Here is a 13,812-nt window from a genome sequence, read left to right as displayed (position 1 = left end):
CCGTGAGCTGGCCTCCAGCTGCAGGTACACAGGGGCAGTTATCTTAAGCAGAAATATACTTATCTGATTCCAGGCCTTATAAACACGCTAATTTACACCCCTCCCGCTTTCAAACGATGCCCATATTTTCCAAAATGTATGCAGATGGTCACCCTGTCATCCCATGCAGAAAATGAAATCAGCCTGCAGCCGCTCTAATAGGCGGTTGCAGGCTGATGCGGGCTGGTAAACATTACTTGGCCGGTTCAAAGGAAACGGCTACATTTTCCATACCGGCGATTTCGCTTCTTACAAGAGCGATAATATCATTCGCATTTGCTGCACTATGCTCTTTTGCTTTAACGGTGATCAGCACTTGGTTGTCCTCTACTCTTACCAGTGCATCATCGTAATCCTCTGATTTGATCAGGGTTTCAAGAATCGCCTCCTTGCCAGCTGTATCTGAAAGCTCCTTCATTTGCTCATAGGCTTTGCTTTTCTCTTCCGCTGAAGCATCTTTACTGGACACGATTCCCTCTAATTCGCTTTTCAGCTGGCTTCGCTGATCTTCAAGCTCCATGCGCAGAGATGTAAACAGCTCATCGCTTTCAACGGTGGACACGACCGTTCCCCCCTCACCTTCTGCCGATTTTGCTTCTTCCTTCGTCTGGGCAGCTTCTTTTGATTCCTGAGCTGACGTTTCTTTCCCCTGTTCCTTTTCTTCCTGCTTTTGATCCGGGCTGACACCTGCCATATTGGTTCCGCCCTCTGGAGAGGTAATGTAGTAAACAGACAGAACTACGACTAAGCTAAGCATGGTAAGCAGCCAAACGGTTTGTTTTTTGAGCATCATATTATGAGCCCTCCTTTATTTTTTTCGGAGCTACTGCAACTTTGAAGCTTTCTACACCAAGCACCCGTGTTACAGAGTCCACGATCAGTTTTTTTATTTGAACGTTGTCCGCCCCTTTGGCTACAACGAGAACACCCCTGATAGAAGGTTTTGTATATTGAAGAACGATCGGTGTTTCTTTATCGCCCTGCTTGATGATGACGACCTGTTCATCAACCGTCCGGTCATCCACCTTGCGTTCGCCTCCGTCCCGATCGGTTTCATTGGTGACCTGGCTTTGCGAATTGCGGTTTTTTTCCAATATCTTTAAGGAGGTCGCATCTACATTCACTACAACTGATACATCATCAATCCCACTGATGGTCTCCAGGGCTTCTTTTAGCTGGTTCTCATATTCCTGTTCATATCCTGCAATCAAGTCCTTTTCAGTATCGCCGGACTGCTTGAACACTTCCTGATCTTCAGCTGTCCCGCTGCTGCCTGTAACGGCTGCAGACCGTGGGGATTCCGGTTTGGCTCCTCCACTTGTCAGATTGCTCAGAAGCATTAAGCCGATTCCCGCTGCCAGCAGGATAAGCAATGTCTTAGGGTTTAGCTTAGACTGTCCGCCGTGCTGATTGAAAAACTTCTTCACCTTTTCCATGACCGTCGTTTTGTCACTCATGAACCTGACCCTCCCCTCCTTCCGCACGGATTAGAATTTGCTTCTGATCCAACTCCCAAATTTGCGCGAGCAAAGAGGCCATACTCCGAAGCTGATGATCAGCCTCGTGCTCCCCTTCCGGAACGATTTCTTCTGATGCATCAATCTCGATGGGCTCAATGGCCTCAATGGCGTTCGCTCTTTTTTCTGAGGGGGCGCGAACCAATACTTCGACTGTGCTTACATCTTTGCTGCTTTCAATCGCTTCCTGCTCCTCAGAGACGTGAATCGCAATATCCTGTATTTCCATCTGATATTCTTTCTTCAGTTCCTCCCCGGCATCATTTTTCATTTGGACAGCCATTTGTTCTAAAATATATGCACGGTGGGAGGCTTGTATTTCTTTTTTTTGAGATTCTATCAATTTATTTGATTCTTCATCCTGCTGCCCCTGAGTCAACTGAAATTTTTCGATCAGCTCATTGATATCCACCGAAAACAGCTGGAAGACAGGGTTTAAAATGACCGCAATCAGCATTAGTCCGATGACAATCTTGGCATATTTCTGCATGGAGGAGTTCGGAAGCAGCATATCAATGACGATGGCAAGAAGAATAAACAATATGATATTCGTAATCCAGCTTGTTAAAAATGCCATATTCGCCCTCCTATCGAACCATTAAAGTTAAGTTGCCCGCAGCGATGATGACGGTCAGGCTCAGAAAAAACATGAAAGAAACGATTGCCAGAGCCGCGAAAATATAGATGACACTTTTGCTGATAATATCCAGGCATTTAATAACCGGTCCGCCGCCAACAGGCTGCAGGATCGCTGCTGCAAATTTATAGATAAACGCGAGAGAGAGCACCTTCAGAGCAGGAAAGGCCGCAATGGCGAGAAGAATGGCTACTCCTGCTATCCCTACCGTATTTTTCAGAAGAACAGACGCACTGATCACCGTATCGGTCGCATCTGTGAACATGCGCCCAAGGACCGGAATGAAATTTCCCGTTAAAAATTTGGCCGTCCGGATGGTGATGCCGTCGGTTACAGCAGCGGATGCGCCCTGAACAGATATGACACCGAGAAAAATCGTCAAAAAGGTTCCAAGGAGCCCGATCCCGGCCTGTCTCATCAGCTGAGCCAGCTGGGTGACTTTATACTGATCGGTCAGCGTGCTGACAATACTTAAAAGTGCCGATAAAAAAAGGAGCGGCAGGACAATGTTTTGAATCAGCACCCCGCTTGTGTTCATAAGGAAGAGAATCACAGGATGAAAGAAGGCGGCGGATACAAGTCCGCCGGAAGAGGCCATCAGGGCCAGGAGCAATGGAATGAGAGCCATGATAAAGTTGGTCATCGAACGGATGGCATCACTTGTATATTGGATGGCGATGTGAAAACTGTTCAGGGCAATAATGATCAGCACCATGTAAACAAGGGCATACGCGACTTTGCTGACGGTGCTTTGCTGAAAAGCGTTTTGCAGAAGCTGAAGCAGCATGCTGAAGATGGTAAGAAGTATCAGTGTACCAAGCAGTTTGCCATTTGCGAGAATTTCATGGAATAAGTATTTCAGCAGCGCCTGAAACCATTCTGTCATGGAAAAGTGCTTTTCTCCGGTCACAAAATCATATAGACTTCCTTTTTGGCTTTCAGGCAAAAACCCTCCATACTCGGTCAAGAGCTCGTCCCAAAACGATTTGACCCGCTCCAGATCCAGCCTGTCTGCTTGCTCTTTCACAACGGCTTCCGGTACGGCGGGGTGTGCGGATACAGGTGAAATCTCTCCTTCAGGTGTGCTTTCGTCCTGACTTTCAGTATAGGAACCGGACTCAGCCTGTCCAATCGCCGGCCAAAAAAGAATCAAATAAAAAACAAGTGCGGCCAGTCTGTTCATTTCCCTCCCTCATTTCGGTTAAAATTCAGGAATCATTTGAATAACGGTTTCAATAATGACGGTTAGGATTGGGATCGCCATCGTCAAAATGAGAATTTTTCCGCCAAGCTCGATTTTTGAAGCGATGGCCCCCTGTCCGGCATCTTTTGTTAATTGGCCTCCAAATTCAGCAATGTAGGCAATGCCGATGATTTTCATGATTGTTTCAACATAAATGAGATTCACATTCGCGTTGACCGCGATTTTTTCAATCATCCGGATGATTTCATACACCTGATCTACCAGATAAAGGAAGATGACACAGCCGGTAAACACAACAAGCAGGAACGCGAACGTGGGCTTTTGCTCTTTCAATACAAGCGCCAAAAACGTAGCAACGAGGCCAAGACCAACAATATGAATGATTTGGATTGTGCCCGCCTCCCTATCCCTGGAACAGAAAGACCGCTTTAATTTTCTTGAAAAGATCGTCCACAATGGAGGCAACCATAAACAAGATATAAATAAACCCAAGAAGCGTAACCCACTGTGCATATTCCTTCTTCCCCATCTGATCAAGAATGGTATGAAGGAAAGCAACCACAATCCCGATTCCGGCAATTTGAAAGATGATATTGATATCGACGCCCATTAAAAAGCTCCTTCCTTTCGCTGCTACAGCAGTACGATCACGAGCAGCAGCCCGCTTAAAAATCCGATGCTTTTGATCATCCGTTCATACCGGTTCTGCCTGTCTGCCGCCTCGGTTTCTTCCCGTTCCAAATGGACCATGGCCAATTTAATATGCTTTTGCTGGGAAATGAGATCGTGCCTGCCCAGGGTCTCCCCAAACTGCCGCATGACCTCAAGCTCGTTTTTCTGCAAGGTGCTCGAAGCGGCCAGCTGCTCAAGGCTCTCCTCCCAGGCAGCTTTTGTGTTTTTTCCGCCTCCTGAAAGGATGGAGGAGAATTGGGAAAAGAAATGGGAAAGCGGCTGTTCAAGCTGTCCTGCTAAATCCGATGCGGCTGCTTTTATTGGCTTTTGGCTGAACACGATCTCTGCCTCCAGTGATTGAAGAGCTACCTTTAACTCCCGCAGCAGCCTCGTGCGTTTCCCGAATCTGCCGGCAATCTCAAACCCAATCCAAGTTGAAGCAAACAGGATCATGACCGCTCCGATCAGCTTGACCATATCCGTTCCTCCCCGCTGACTAAATTCAGATCTGCATCCAGAATGCGCAGACTCCTGACTCCATTCTTCCGGCTCAGCTCGATAACCCTCTCAAAGACACGGTTTTCAAACAGCGGCAAAATAGATGGACGCTTCGCTGCATCCTCAGCATCGAATCCGTGGGCACTGACTATAATTCGCACGCCTGCGTGGACAGCTTCCATAATGGCCCCGCAATCCTCGCTTGAACCGATTTCATCTGCGATCATGACGTCCGGACTGAGAGACCGGATCATCATCATCATTCCTTCAGCTTTTGGACAGGAGTCCAGCACGTCCACTCTATGGCCTAACTCATGCTGCGGGATCCCGTTTACACAGCCTGCAATTTCAGATCGTTCATCTACAATTCCGACCTTCCTGCTCTTTTCACTGTCTGTCCCTGAACTGATGATTCTCGCCAAGTCCCGCAGCAAGGTCGTTTTTCCGGTTTGAGGAGGGCCAACTATAAGCGTGTTCATCCAGTATCCATTAAATAAAACAGGATGCAGCGGATCGGCTGCCCCAATCTTCTGCTTAGCAACCCTTATATTAAAAGAGGTTACATCCCGGATCATTTTCACGCGTCCTCCAGCCGTAATGACTTTTCCGGCAAGTCCGATCCGGTGTCCTCCTGAAATGGTAATGTACCCCCTTCGAAGCTCCTCTTCCAGGGTATAAATTGAGAATCCGCTTATTTCATTCAGAAGCACTTGTCCATCATCAGGACTCGCAGCATAAGGCAAGAACAGGTGACCGCCGCCTAATAGAATCTCTACTGGCCTGAAAATACGAATCCGTATTTCTTCAAGCTGGCTGCGCTCTGATTCAGAAAGCTCCTGCAAATGCCTTCTGATCGAATCAGGAAGGACCCGCATAATCTCATCCATTGAGGACTCCTCCTTATACCGCCTGTTATAAAAAATGTATGCACGCCTGTCCGCTTTATGCTACTGCTTACTTGTAAATCCCCACTAAAATAAAAACCACTCCGAGTGCAATAAACACCATCTTCCCATATGAAACATCGCCAGCAATCTGGTAAATCCCGATCGCCATCGTCCCGATAAAAATGGCCGGTCCAACAATCGCCAGGACAGAATTAATCGCAATCGCCTTTCGAACGTCATTGACCAAAAGCATACAAATGGCTGCCGTCAGCTCAATGCTTGCAGACAGCAGTCTAAGGCCGGCCATCGCAAGCACAGTCTGATCCAGTCCGCCCCACCAATTTCTCATACCCTCACCTCAAATCCGTTTTGTACAGCCTATGCGGAATGGACAAGAAATAGAAAGAAAACTCTTTAAGATCCGCTGAATATCAGGGTTGGAGATAACGGCAGCCTTATTCCCGTCAATGGTTTTATACTAAAGAGGCTGTTCGTTCAGTCCGTTTTAAAGCTCTGCGGCCGCGGGCGGGGCAGTGAAAACCCGCTTCTGATCGGCTGCGCGATCTCATCTGTCCCGCTGCTTTTCGCTCCTTCCGCCTTATAACCAATACTTTTAGATCGAAACGGTACCCACAAAGAAAACCTCCGGTATCCGGAGGCTTTGCATTCCACTATTTTCTATTGCGATTTTTTTTCACATTAAAGTCTGACTTGCTCTCATTGCCTCTCCAGGATGTATTTCAGTTTTGTTATTGGCTCACTCAGCTGTTGATTGCAGTTAGCAGACATTCGCTTATCCAAGGGCGGTGAGCCTCCCCGCCGCTTTGAGCCTTTGTGGTTCCACCTTTACCGCTTCTCTTTTTACGGAGCAGTCTCATGGCTTCCACTCCAATCAACAGCTGTTAATAAATCAGCATCATGCATGAACAAAGCCAAATAAAAAAAAAACCGGTTCACGTTTGAACCGGGTTTATCTGATTATCCATTTTTTCTGCACGCAACCGGGAGCCGCTCGGTTCTTTTCAGGATTAGCTTTTTATGTGATACCCTCCGGCCGGCTTTTCCCTGTTTCCAGGATTTAAAAAAGGTTTCAATAATTTCTTCGTCAGAATGCGGAATGGCTTCTCCCTTAACGATTTGGGCCCCATTGATGCACCCGCTTGTAAGCAGAACAATATCGTTGCTCTGACTAAGTTCTAAAGACTTTAAAACCCCATCTTTCCTCGTCAGTCCCTGATGAATGGAGGACAGGTGCGGCTTGCGAAAGCCCTTCATTACCTGGTTCACAATGATCTGCGGGTCATGTTCTCCGGGGTGGTCTACCGTAACGATGATCTCGTCCGCTTTGTTTTCAGCAACAGCCGCCATTTTGGGCATTTTTGCAAAATCCCTGATGCCGATTCCTGCAATCATGACAATTAATCGGCTGTGCGGAAGCTTCCTTACTTCTTCTAAAAGCCGGGTCAGCGCAACAGGCGTATGAGCATAGTCAAGAATGATTTTGCGGCTGCCGGGTCCATTGATGATCTGAAAACGGCCTTCAGGGCTCTCCAGACTGGAAAGCACTTTAATAATGTCCTCTATGTGGTACCCGAATAACAGAGCCGCCCCGATTGCCGACAGGACATTTGCGATGTTGTATTCTCCAAATACAGGAACTTCCACCCTGTAGTCGCTGCCTGCATAACGCAGTTCGAAGGCAGTGCCTGTATGCAAGATCTCAATATTCGATGCGTAAAGATCGGCCTGCTTGTCCTCTGACATGCTGTAGGTGAAATGCAGCCCGGAGAACGTGCCTGCGAGCTCCTTCCCCATCCCGTTGTCATCAATATTGATAACGGCATACTTAGCCTGCCTGAACAGACGCAGCTTGCATTCTTTGTAATGCTCAAATGTACCATGATATTCCAAATGTTCCTCTGAAAGATTCGTATGAATGGCTACATCAAATAAAATGTCATCTACCCGGTGCTGGTCCAGAGCGATGGATGAAACCTCCATCGCCACAGCTTCCTCTCCCAGATCAGCCAGATCCCGGAATATTCGCTGCAGATCCAGGGACTCAGGAGTGGTCGGCGTACTTTTTTTGTAGGAAAGCTTCTTTCGTGAAGACCATATGCCCGTTGTTCCGATAGATCCCGTAGACATTCCAAGCAAAGTCAGCAGCGAACGGACATATGCGGCGACTGTCGTTTTTCCGTTTGTTCCTGTAATGCCTATCGTTTTCAGTTGTTCATCTGCATGATGGTAATAGTGTTTAGAGAATTTCGCCATCGCTTCCCGTACGTTATCCACAGTGAGGAAGGTGCAGGCCGGGTATTTTACACTTAATTGCTGAAGCTGCACATAATCTGAACCGAAGACGGCAACCGTTCCTTTCTTCAATGCGTCTTCTATATATTGATGCCCGTCGTGATTTTCCCCTCTCATGCTGAAAAATACAGAGTTATCGTTTGCTTGGCGGGAATCAAACGTTAAATGATGGATTTGCTGTGAAGGCGGACCGAATATTTTTTTTACTGGGACTTCTGATAAGTGATTAAAATGAATGCGCATATATGACCTCACAGATATTTAGAGTAACTGCCAATGAAGCAATGAATGATAATGGAAAAGAACCGGTTTGAGCTGACTTTGAAGAGGAATGAGCGGCAGCAGTCATGAAAAACCAGTTGCAGCAATGCCTGTTAAAAAATCAATCGTTTAATAAATAAACCGTATTGTCTTCTTCATTTTTGGGGGTAACCACTGTTTTACACAGATGGTTTTCATATATTACCCTCTGACAGGAAGGTCGAAACAAGGGAAAATCTGGATGCATTAAAAGAGGGGAAGAGAGTGATTTTCTGCTGGTTATTCTTTTATTCGGTCTTACAGCTGCTAAACACAAAAACCCGCCGGAACGGCGGGTTTTCTGTTATTTAAGCTCTTGAGACGTAGGATGCTTCTGTTGTATTAATAATCAAAACATCCCCTTCATTGATGAAGAACGGAACGTTAACGGTCAGGCCGGTTTCAAGTGTAGCCGGCTTCGTGCCGCCTGATGCTGTATCGCCTTTAATGCCTGGCTCCGTTTCGGTAACTTTCAGCTCAACGGTGTTCGGCAGTTCCACTCCGAGTGTTTCCGTCTGGTACATCATGATTTGAACTTCCATATTTTCCTTTAGGAATTTCAATTCGTATTCGATGGATCCTCCGGGAAGCTCAATCTGCTCGTAGGATTCGTTGTCCATAAAAACATGCATATCGCCGTTTGCATAAAGGTATTGCATTCTGCGGGTATCAATTTGGGCTTTGCCCACTTTTTCACCTGCACGGAACGTTTTTTCCTGAATCGCACCTGTACGAAGGTTGCGAAGCTTGGAGCGTACAAATGCCGCTCCTTTTCCAGGTTTTACGTGCTGGAAATCAATAACGCGCCAAATGCCGTTGTCCACTTCTATTGTTAAACCTGTACGAAAATCGTTAACTGAAATCATAAATGTGTTCCTCCTAGCAATCTTTTGCTCCGGGAAGGTCCCGGATAGCTTATGTAAAAAAGCGATAGCGCCTTTTTTTACAGGATAATCAGTTCTTTTGGGGAAGAAGTCAGGGATTCATTTCCTGTTTCAGTTACCACTGTGTCATCTTCGATCCTGACGCCGCCAAGGCCTGCAATATAAATCCCTGGCTCAACGGTAACAACCATTCCAGGCTCCAAAATGGTTTCAGACCTCATGGATAAAGCCGGTCCTTCATGAACTTCCATTCCGAGGCCATGGCCTGTAGAGTGACCGAAGTATTCACCGTACCCTTTTTCCGTAATGAGATCCCTGGTCAATGCATCGGCTTCTTTGCCTGTCATTCCTGCTTTTATCCCGTTCATGCCCCGCAGCTGTGCTTCAAGGACAACGGAATAAATCTCTTTTAACTTATCGGTGGGCTCTCCGACTGCAAAGGTTCTTGTGATATCAGAGCAATACCCTTTATAATAAGCGCCAAAGTCAAGTGTCACCAAGTCACCGGACTCAATTACTTTATCACTCGCTGCTCCGTGGGGAAGCGCTGACCGGAAACCGGAGGCTACAATAATATCAAATGAAGATGAAGCCGCCCCGTTTTTTCTCATAAAAAATTCGAGTTCGTTTGACACATCGATCTCCTTTAAGCCCGGTCGGACGAAGTGAAGGATATGAGAGTATGCGGCATCTGCAATCTGCGCCGCTTCCTTTAATATCTTAATCTCTGAAGGGGACTTAATCAAGCGTAACTTTTCCACCGCTCCTGACACCGGTACCAGTTCAATTCCTGCCATTGCTTTTTTAAATCCTTCGTAAGAAGCGAAGGTCACGTGGTCCTGTTCAAACCCGAGCTTGACGATCCCCAATTTCTTCGCCTGAACAGCCGCTTCTTCGGCAATCGAACCGGTGTGCTGGATAATTTCGAAGCCCTGCGCCTGCTTAGCAGCCTGCTCGGTGTAGCGGAAATCTGTAATTAAAACAGCCTTCGATTCTGAAATGATGGCAAGCCCTGCAGATCCGGTAAAGCCTGTTGCATATTTGCGGTTGTACTCACTTGTCAGGAGCAAGCCGTCAATCCCTGAATCTTTAAATGAATGTCTTAATTTTTCAAGCATGTTCATTTCCCCCTTTTTGATTCATTAAAGCCATAAGCGCCAGTTTGTACCCGTAAAATCCAACACCCGCAATTTGTCCCGCTGCTGCCGGTGCTATTACTGAATGATGACGGAATTCTTCCCGCGCATAAACGTTTGATATATGTACTTCCATAACGGGAACAGATACTCCTGCAACCGCATCGCGAATTGCGTAGCTGTAATGGGTAAAAGCCCCTGGATTCAGGACAATTCCCTCATACTGGTCTTCCGATTCATGAATGGCATCGATTAAATCCCCTTCATGATTTGACTGGAAGCATACCACTTCTATTCCGGATTCCCCCCCAAAATGAAGCAGCTCCCGTTCCAGCTCCGTCAGCGTTTTCATACCGTAAACTCCCGGTTCCCGTTTTCCAAGGAGATTCAGATTGGGTCCATTTAAAACGAGATACCTCTTCATTCTCTCTCCCCCATCTCAGAAAAAATAAGCTCTGTTAAACGTGGCTGTGCAGCTGGCAGGCGTCCGCTTCTCCTCAGTTCCGCTCCAATCAACAGGTGCTTAAATTAACACCGAAGCCAAAAAATAAAGAAAGCTTGGAAAAACCAAGCTGCAGCAAGCCAAAATGCTATGTATCCTTCTTTATATTACCATAATCAGCTATTTTCCTCTAATGGTTTAGAGTTCTTGGACTCTGTTTCTTTTTGCACCTCGCTGTAGTCATAGGAGATTGAGTAGCCTATAAACATTCCATAAAGAATGTAGATGCAGAGCGTTGTGACGATCGTATCGGAGCTAAGCTGGGTTGCTGTCTTAAGAACCGGGAACAATGGAAGAACAAGAAAAAAGACTAACCCCCACAAGCCGATTCCAAAACCGATCCCCCCCCAGATGGAATGGATTTTCCGAAACATCAGGTAATAAATAAAAGCGATCCCGATCGAGATCACGCTCAGCAGGCAAATACTGACGATATTCCCTGCCGCGCCGTCTTTCCAGGCTCCTGCCGATATGGGCTGCAGAATCATATTGGGACTGACTTCAGCAAGCTTAAAAAATGCAGCAATAAAGCCCCCCGCTGACCATAGCAGTCCTCCTGCAAACCCCGTTGACGCCACTCTTCCTAAAATCGAAACAGCTGTTGGACCTGCTTTTCCCCCGCCGGTATTTTGACTGTTCATATGCATTCACCTCGGCATAAGTATGCCCGGTTTTGCTTCAGCCCATGACAGTCAGAATAAATGTGTAAGAAAAAAATGGACGGGTATACTATTTCTAGAAGACTGGACCCGCACATTAAAGTAAAAACAATGAAAGATCAGCCTAGTGGTTTGCCTGTTTTTTAGGTAAAATAGAATCATAACACTTTTGGCTGTTTCGCTTTTCAGAAGTGACCCTTTTAGATAGGTTGGTGTTTCATGTCTACAGAGAAAAAGCCCGCATACGGCGGGCAGGCAGTGGTTGAAGGTGTGATGTTCGGCGGGAAGCATCACTACGTTACAGCCATTCGGAGGAAGGATCAGTCCATCGAGTTTTTCCATTTACCAAGAAAGACCCATCCCACACTTGCAAAACTAAAAAAGATCCCATTTATCAGGGGCATTGTAGCTATATTGGAAGCAAGTGCAAACGGAACGAAGCATTTGAATTTTTCAACTGAACGGTTTGATGTAGCTCCGGAAGATGACGGAAAAGCAGCTGAGGAGAGAAAAGAGTCAAAGCTGTCCATGATTCTCGGGGTCGCGGCAGTCGGAATCCTGTCGTTCCTGTTCGGAAAGTTCATTTTCACTCTAGTTCCGGTTTTCCTTGCAGAATCGACACGCTTTATTTTCAGCAGCGATTTTTCCCAAATCATGGCTGAAGGAGCTTTCAAGCTGATTCTGCTGCTCGCATACATCTATTTTATTTCGCTTACACCTTTGATCAAACGAGTGTTTCAGTATCATGGAGCTGAACATAAAGTCATTAACTGCTACGAGAACGAATTGCCGCTGACGGTCGAAAACGTTCAAAAGCAATCGAGGCTTCATTACCGCTGCGGAAGCAGTTTCATCCTGTTTACCGTCATCGTCGGGGTTTTCGTTTATCTGCTTGTTCCGACCGATCCATTGTGGGTCAGGGTCGCTAACCGGATTGCGTTGATTCCAGTTGTGCTGGGCATTTCATTTGAGGTTCTGCAGCTGACGAACTCGCTTCGAAACGTTCCGGTTTTAAAAGCCCTCGGTCTTCCCGGTTTGTGGCTGCAGCTGTTAACGACAAAAGAACCTGACAATCAGCAGGTTGAAGTAGCGATTACAAGCTTTGAGGAATTGCTGAAAATGGAGAAAGAAACCCAGCTTTCAAACGAACAAATCGTTTAGCACTCTTTTTACTAACCTGGGAGGTGGATTCATGAAACGCGGATCAAACTGGTTTTTTCTGGCTATTGTCGGTCTTGCAGGATTGTACTTGATTACGGCATTAATCACGGACCCGGCCGGCTTGCTCAGGCAGGCGGCGATAATCGCAATCACCATCGCCATTGTTTATCTTGTGTTCCGTTATTTTATGAAAAAGAGAATGGGAGCTGAGCATTCATCGTATTCAAAAGCGGTAAAGCAGCAAAAACGGCCTGCGCGTGAAAAGACTTATTCCGCATCCCCTTCCAAGACGGTAACACCGATTAAAAAGTATACGAAAAGCAAACCGCTGAAAAAGAAAAGCAAGAGCTCAAGCCACCTGACAGTGATTGAAGGAAAAAAAGGGAAAAAGAAAAACAGGGCCCTTTATTAATAGGCCCATGTTCGGAGGAAAAGCTCCGTTTGACTTCTGCCTAGCTCAATGAGAGCTAGCTTTTTTTCTTCTGTCAGATCAAACTCTGTACTTAAAATGTGATCTACCGGGAGAAAAATGATATTCCGCTCATGCCTCCGTGAAATATGACGGGCATCATGAGCATCCTTCATGGTTTCAAACAATGCTCCGTAAAGCTCAAACGCATTGGTAATTTTATTTTTGGGCCGTTCCTGTTCGTTCGGAGTCAGCCGGATGCCGAGGACCGGCCTTTTGCGAAATTGTTCCTCTCCAAAGAGCCAAATAGGAAAATTGCTTAGCACCCCGCCGTCCACAACAACACAATTCCCCTGCCGTGATGTCAGCTTTACCGGTTCAAAAAAGTAGGGCAGGCTGCAGCTCATGCGCACCGCACGCGCAACTGAAAAGTTTTCAGGATTGATTCCGTAGTAGGGCAGATCGTCCGGCAGCACGGCAATCTTCCCGTTGGTCAGGTCCGACGCAACAACCCTCAAAGCCCCAGGCTGGAAATCACCGAAAGTCGAAATTCCCTTCGCTTTTAAATTTGAGGCAATCCAATTTTCAAGCTTATCCCCTTTATACAAACCAAGCCTCCAGTAAATGGAGATCCACTTTAAGAACCGGAGAGGAAAAAAAGAAATCCGCTCATCCATAAAATCCTTTAAATTTACATCCTCAAGCAAGCGGATGATTTCTTCACTTTTATATCCTGCTGCGATATAAGCCGCTACGATGGATCCCGCACTCGTTCCTGCGAGACTCGTAAACTCAAGACCCTTTTTCTCAATAGCCTGGTAAGCCCCGGCCATTGCAAGGCCTTTTATTCCTCCACCGGAAAAAACACCATCTATATACACAGGATTCCCCCTCTGTCCGCTGTTATGTTTATTCTACTTCACCAGGCTGGCGGTTTAGAACTGGCGGAAAGAATGTGGGGCGCGTGCAGGAGAGCGATTCAGGAAACGGGGTC

The 13,812-nt window shown here is 46.6% G+C and carries 17 protein-coding genes; 2 read left to right on the top strand and 15 right to left on the bottom strand.

What is annotated here, in order from left to right; genetic code table 11:
* Nucleotides 1-232: 232 nt before the first annotated feature.
* The 14 genes from ACQCVE_RS00710 to ACQCVE_RS00645 all read right to left on the bottom strand — a co-directional run bounded on the left by ACQCVE_RS00710 (nucleotide 233) and on the right by ACQCVE_RS00645 (nucleotide 11,230).
* Nucleotides 233-829 (bottom strand): SpoIIIAH-like family protein, encoded by a 597-nt coding sequence (locus tag ACQCVE_RS00710; protein ID WP_426844235.1) that lies wholly within the window; start codon nucleotides 827-829, stop codon nucleotides 233-235.
* A 4-nt stretch (nucleotides 830-833) separates the two neighbouring features.
* Nucleotides 834-1,496 (bottom strand): stage III sporulation protein AG, encoded by a 663-nt coding sequence (gene spoIIIAG, locus ACQCVE_RS00705; protein WP_426843833.1) that lies wholly within the window; start codon nucleotides 1,494-1,496, stop codon nucleotides 834-836.
* Nucleotides 1,489-2,133 carry a stage III sporulation protein AF gene (gene spoIIIAF / locus ACQCVE_RS00700; RefSeq protein WP_426843832.1) on the bottom strand — a complete coding sequence of 215 codons (645 nt, stop codon included), beginning with the start codon at nucleotides 2,131-2,133 and terminating at the stop codon, nucleotides 1,489-1,491. Before spoIIIAF ends, spoIIIAG begins: the two co-directional genes overlap by 8 nt.
* 10 nt (nucleotides 2,134-2,143) lie before the next feature.
* Nucleotides 2,144-3,376, bottom strand: coding sequence for a stage III sporulation protein AE (gene spoIIIAE / locus ACQCVE_RS00695; RefSeq protein ID WP_426843831.1), 1,233 nt, complete (start codon nucleotides 3,374-3,376; stop codon nucleotides 2,144-2,146).
* An 18-nt stretch (nucleotides 3,377-3,394) separates the two neighbouring features.
* Nucleotides 3,395-3,787: a stage III sporulation protein AD gene (gene spoIIIAD, locus ACQCVE_RS00690; protein ID WP_426861750.1), complete on the bottom strand. Its 393-nt coding sequence runs from the start codon at nucleotides 3,785-3,787 to the stop codon at nucleotides 3,395-3,397.
* A gap of 13 nt (nucleotides 3,788-3,800) precedes the next feature.
* Complete coding sequence (spoIIIAC, locus tag ACQCVE_RS00685; protein ID WP_035404031.1) at nucleotides 3,801-4,007, bottom strand: stage III sporulation protein AC; 207 nt, start codon at nucleotides 4,005-4,007, stop codon at nucleotides 3,801-3,803.
* A gap of 23 nt (nucleotides 4,008-4,030) precedes the next feature.
* On the bottom strand, nucleotides 4,031-4,546 hold the full coding sequence (gene spoIIIAB, locus ACQCVE_RS00680) for a stage III sporulation protein SpoIIIAB (RefSeq protein WP_426843830.1): 516 nt from the start codon (nucleotides 4,544-4,546) through the stop codon (nucleotides 4,031-4,033).
* On the bottom strand, nucleotides 4,534-5,454 hold the full coding sequence (gene spoIIIAA, locus ACQCVE_RS00675; RefSeq protein ID WP_426843829.1) for a stage III sporulation protein AA: 921 nt from the start codon (nucleotides 5,452-5,454) through the stop codon (nucleotides 4,534-4,536). Before spoIIIAA ends, spoIIIAB begins: the two co-directional genes overlap by 13 nt.
* 67 nt (nucleotides 5,455-5,521) lie before the next feature.
* The gene (locus ACQCVE_RS00670; RefSeq protein WP_426843828.1) at nucleotides 5,522-5,803 is read right to left on the bottom strand and encodes a YqhV family protein; all 282 of its coding nucleotides are present in this window, start codon (nucleotides 5,801-5,803) and stop codon (nucleotides 5,522-5,524) included.
* A gap of 629 nt (nucleotides 5,804-6,432) precedes the next feature.
* Nucleotides 6,433-8,010, bottom strand: a complete 1,578-nt coding sequence (locus ACQCVE_RS00665) for a UDP-N-acetylmuramoyl-L-alanyl-D-glutamate--2,6-diaminopimelate ligase (protein WP_426861268.1) — start codon at nucleotides 8,008-8,010, stop codon at nucleotides 6,433-6,435.
* 365 nt (nucleotides 8,011-8,375) lie between these two features.
* A complete protein-coding gene (gene efp, locus ACQCVE_RS00660; protein ID WP_426843826.1) occupies nucleotides 8,376-8,933 on the bottom strand; it encodes an elongation factor P in 558 nt (185 codons plus the stop codon).
* A 77-nt stretch (nucleotides 8,934-9,010) separates the two neighbouring features.
* Nucleotides 9,011-10,075 (bottom strand): M24 family metallopeptidase, encoded by a 1,065-nt coding sequence (locus tag ACQCVE_RS00655; RefSeq protein WP_426861267.1) that lies wholly within the window; start codon nucleotides 10,073-10,075, stop codon nucleotides 9,011-9,013.
* Nucleotides 10,062-10,511, bottom strand: coding sequence for a type II 3-dehydroquinate dehydratase (gene aroQ, locus ACQCVE_RS00650; protein WP_426861265.1), 450 nt, complete (start codon nucleotides 10,509-10,511; stop codon nucleotides 10,062-10,064). Before aroQ ends, ACQCVE_RS00655 begins: the two co-directional genes overlap by 14 nt.
* A gap of 194 nt (nucleotides 10,512-10,705) precedes the next feature.
* On the bottom strand, nucleotides 10,706-11,230 hold the full coding sequence (locus ACQCVE_RS00645) for a YqhR family membrane protein (protein WP_426861263.1): 525 nt from the start codon (nucleotides 11,228-11,230) through the stop codon (nucleotides 10,706-10,708).
* A gap of 237 nt (nucleotides 11,231-11,467) precedes the next feature.
* Here ACQCVE_RS00645 and ACQCVE_RS00640 point away from each other — a divergent pair, with 237 nt between their 5' ends.
* Both ACQCVE_RS00640 and ACQCVE_RS00635 read left to right on the top strand, forming a co-directional pair.
* The gene (locus ACQCVE_RS00640; protein WP_426861261.1) at nucleotides 11,468-12,409 is read left to right on the top strand and encodes a DUF1385 domain-containing protein; all 942 of its coding nucleotides are present in this window, start codon (nucleotides 11,468-11,470) and stop codon (nucleotides 12,407-12,409) included.
* A gap of 31 nt (nucleotides 12,410-12,440) precedes the next feature.
* Nucleotides 12,441-12,821, top strand: coding sequence for an SA1362 family protein (locus ACQCVE_RS00635; RefSeq protein WP_426861259.1), 381 nt, complete (start codon nucleotides 12,441-12,443; stop codon nucleotides 12,819-12,821).
* On the opposite strand, the gene ACQCVE_RS00630 is transcribed toward ACQCVE_RS00635, so the two are convergent.
* Entirely contained in the window at nucleotides 12,818-13,699 is an 882-nt protein-coding gene (locus ACQCVE_RS00630; protein ID WP_426861257.1) for a patatin-like phospholipase family protein, read from the bottom strand. The two genes, ACQCVE_RS00635 and ACQCVE_RS00630, sit on opposite strands and share 4 nt — an antisense overlap.
* Nucleotides 13,700-13,812: the final 113 nt, after the last annotated feature.

It is taken from the genome of Metabacillus sp. 113a (assembly GCF_050107635.1).
In the GTDB taxonomy this organism is placed as follows: domain Bacteria; phylum Bacillota; class Bacilli; order Bacillales; family Bacillaceae; genus Metabacillus_B.
The sequence above is the reverse complement of the archived record's forward strand: the minus strand, read 5'-3'. Positions and strand labels throughout refer to the sequence as shown.

Coding starts and splice junctions, on each gene's coding strand:
- ACQCVE_RS00710 (WP_426844235.1), bottom strand. CDS start 829: ATGCTCAAAAAACAAACCGTTTGGCTGCTTACCATGCTTAGCTTAGTC.
- spoIIIAG (WP_426843833.1), bottom strand. CDS start 1,496: ATGAGTGACAAAACGACGGTCATGGAAAAGGTGAAGAAGTTTTTCAAT.
- spoIIIAF (WP_426843832.1), bottom strand. CDS start 2,133: ATGGCATTTTTAACAAGCTGGATTACGAATATCATATTGTTTATTCTT.
- spoIIIAE (WP_426843831.1), bottom strand. CDS start 3,376: ATGAACAGACTGGCCGCACTTGTTTTTTATTTGATTCTTTTTTGGCCG.
- spoIIIAC (WP_035404031.1), bottom strand. CDS start 4,007: ATGGGCGTCGATATCAATATCATCTTTCAAATTGCCGGAATCGGGATT.
- spoIIIAB (WP_426843830.1), bottom strand. CDS start 4,546: ATGGTCAAGCTGATCGGAGCGGTCATGATCCTGTTTGCTTCAACTTGG.
- spoIIIAA (WP_426843829.1), bottom strand. CDS start 5,454: ATGGATGAGATTATGCGGGTCCTTCCTGATTCGATCAGAAGGCATTTG.
- ACQCVE_RS00670 (WP_426843828.1), bottom strand. CDS start 5,803: ATGAGAAATTGGTGGGGCGGACTGGATCAGACTGTGCTTGCGATGGCC.
- ACQCVE_RS00665 (WP_426861268.1), bottom strand. CDS start 8,010: ATGCGCATTCATTTTAATCACTTATCAGAAGTCCCAGTAAAAAAAATA.
- efp (WP_426843826.1), bottom strand. CDS start 8,933: ATGATTTCAGTTAACGATTTTCGTACAGGTTTAACAATAGAAGTGGAC.
- ACQCVE_RS00655 (WP_426861267.1), bottom strand. CDS start 10,075: ATGAACATGCTTGAAAAATTAAGACATTCATTTAAAGATTCAGGGATT.
- aroQ (WP_426861265.1), bottom strand. CDS start 10,511: ATGAAGAGGTATCTCGTTTTAAATGGACCCAATCTGAATCTCCTTGGA.
- ACQCVE_RS00645 (WP_426861263.1), bottom strand. CDS start 11,230: ATGAACAGTCAAAATACCGGCGGGGGAAAAGCAGGTCCAACAGCTGTT.
- ACQCVE_RS00640 (WP_426861261.1), top strand. CDS start 11,468: ATGTCTACAGAGAAAAAGCCCGCATACGGCGGGCAGGCAGTGGTTGAA.
- ACQCVE_RS00635 (WP_426861259.1), top strand. CDS start 12,441: ATGAAACGCGGATCAAACTGGTTTTTTCTGGCTATTGTCGGTCTTGCA.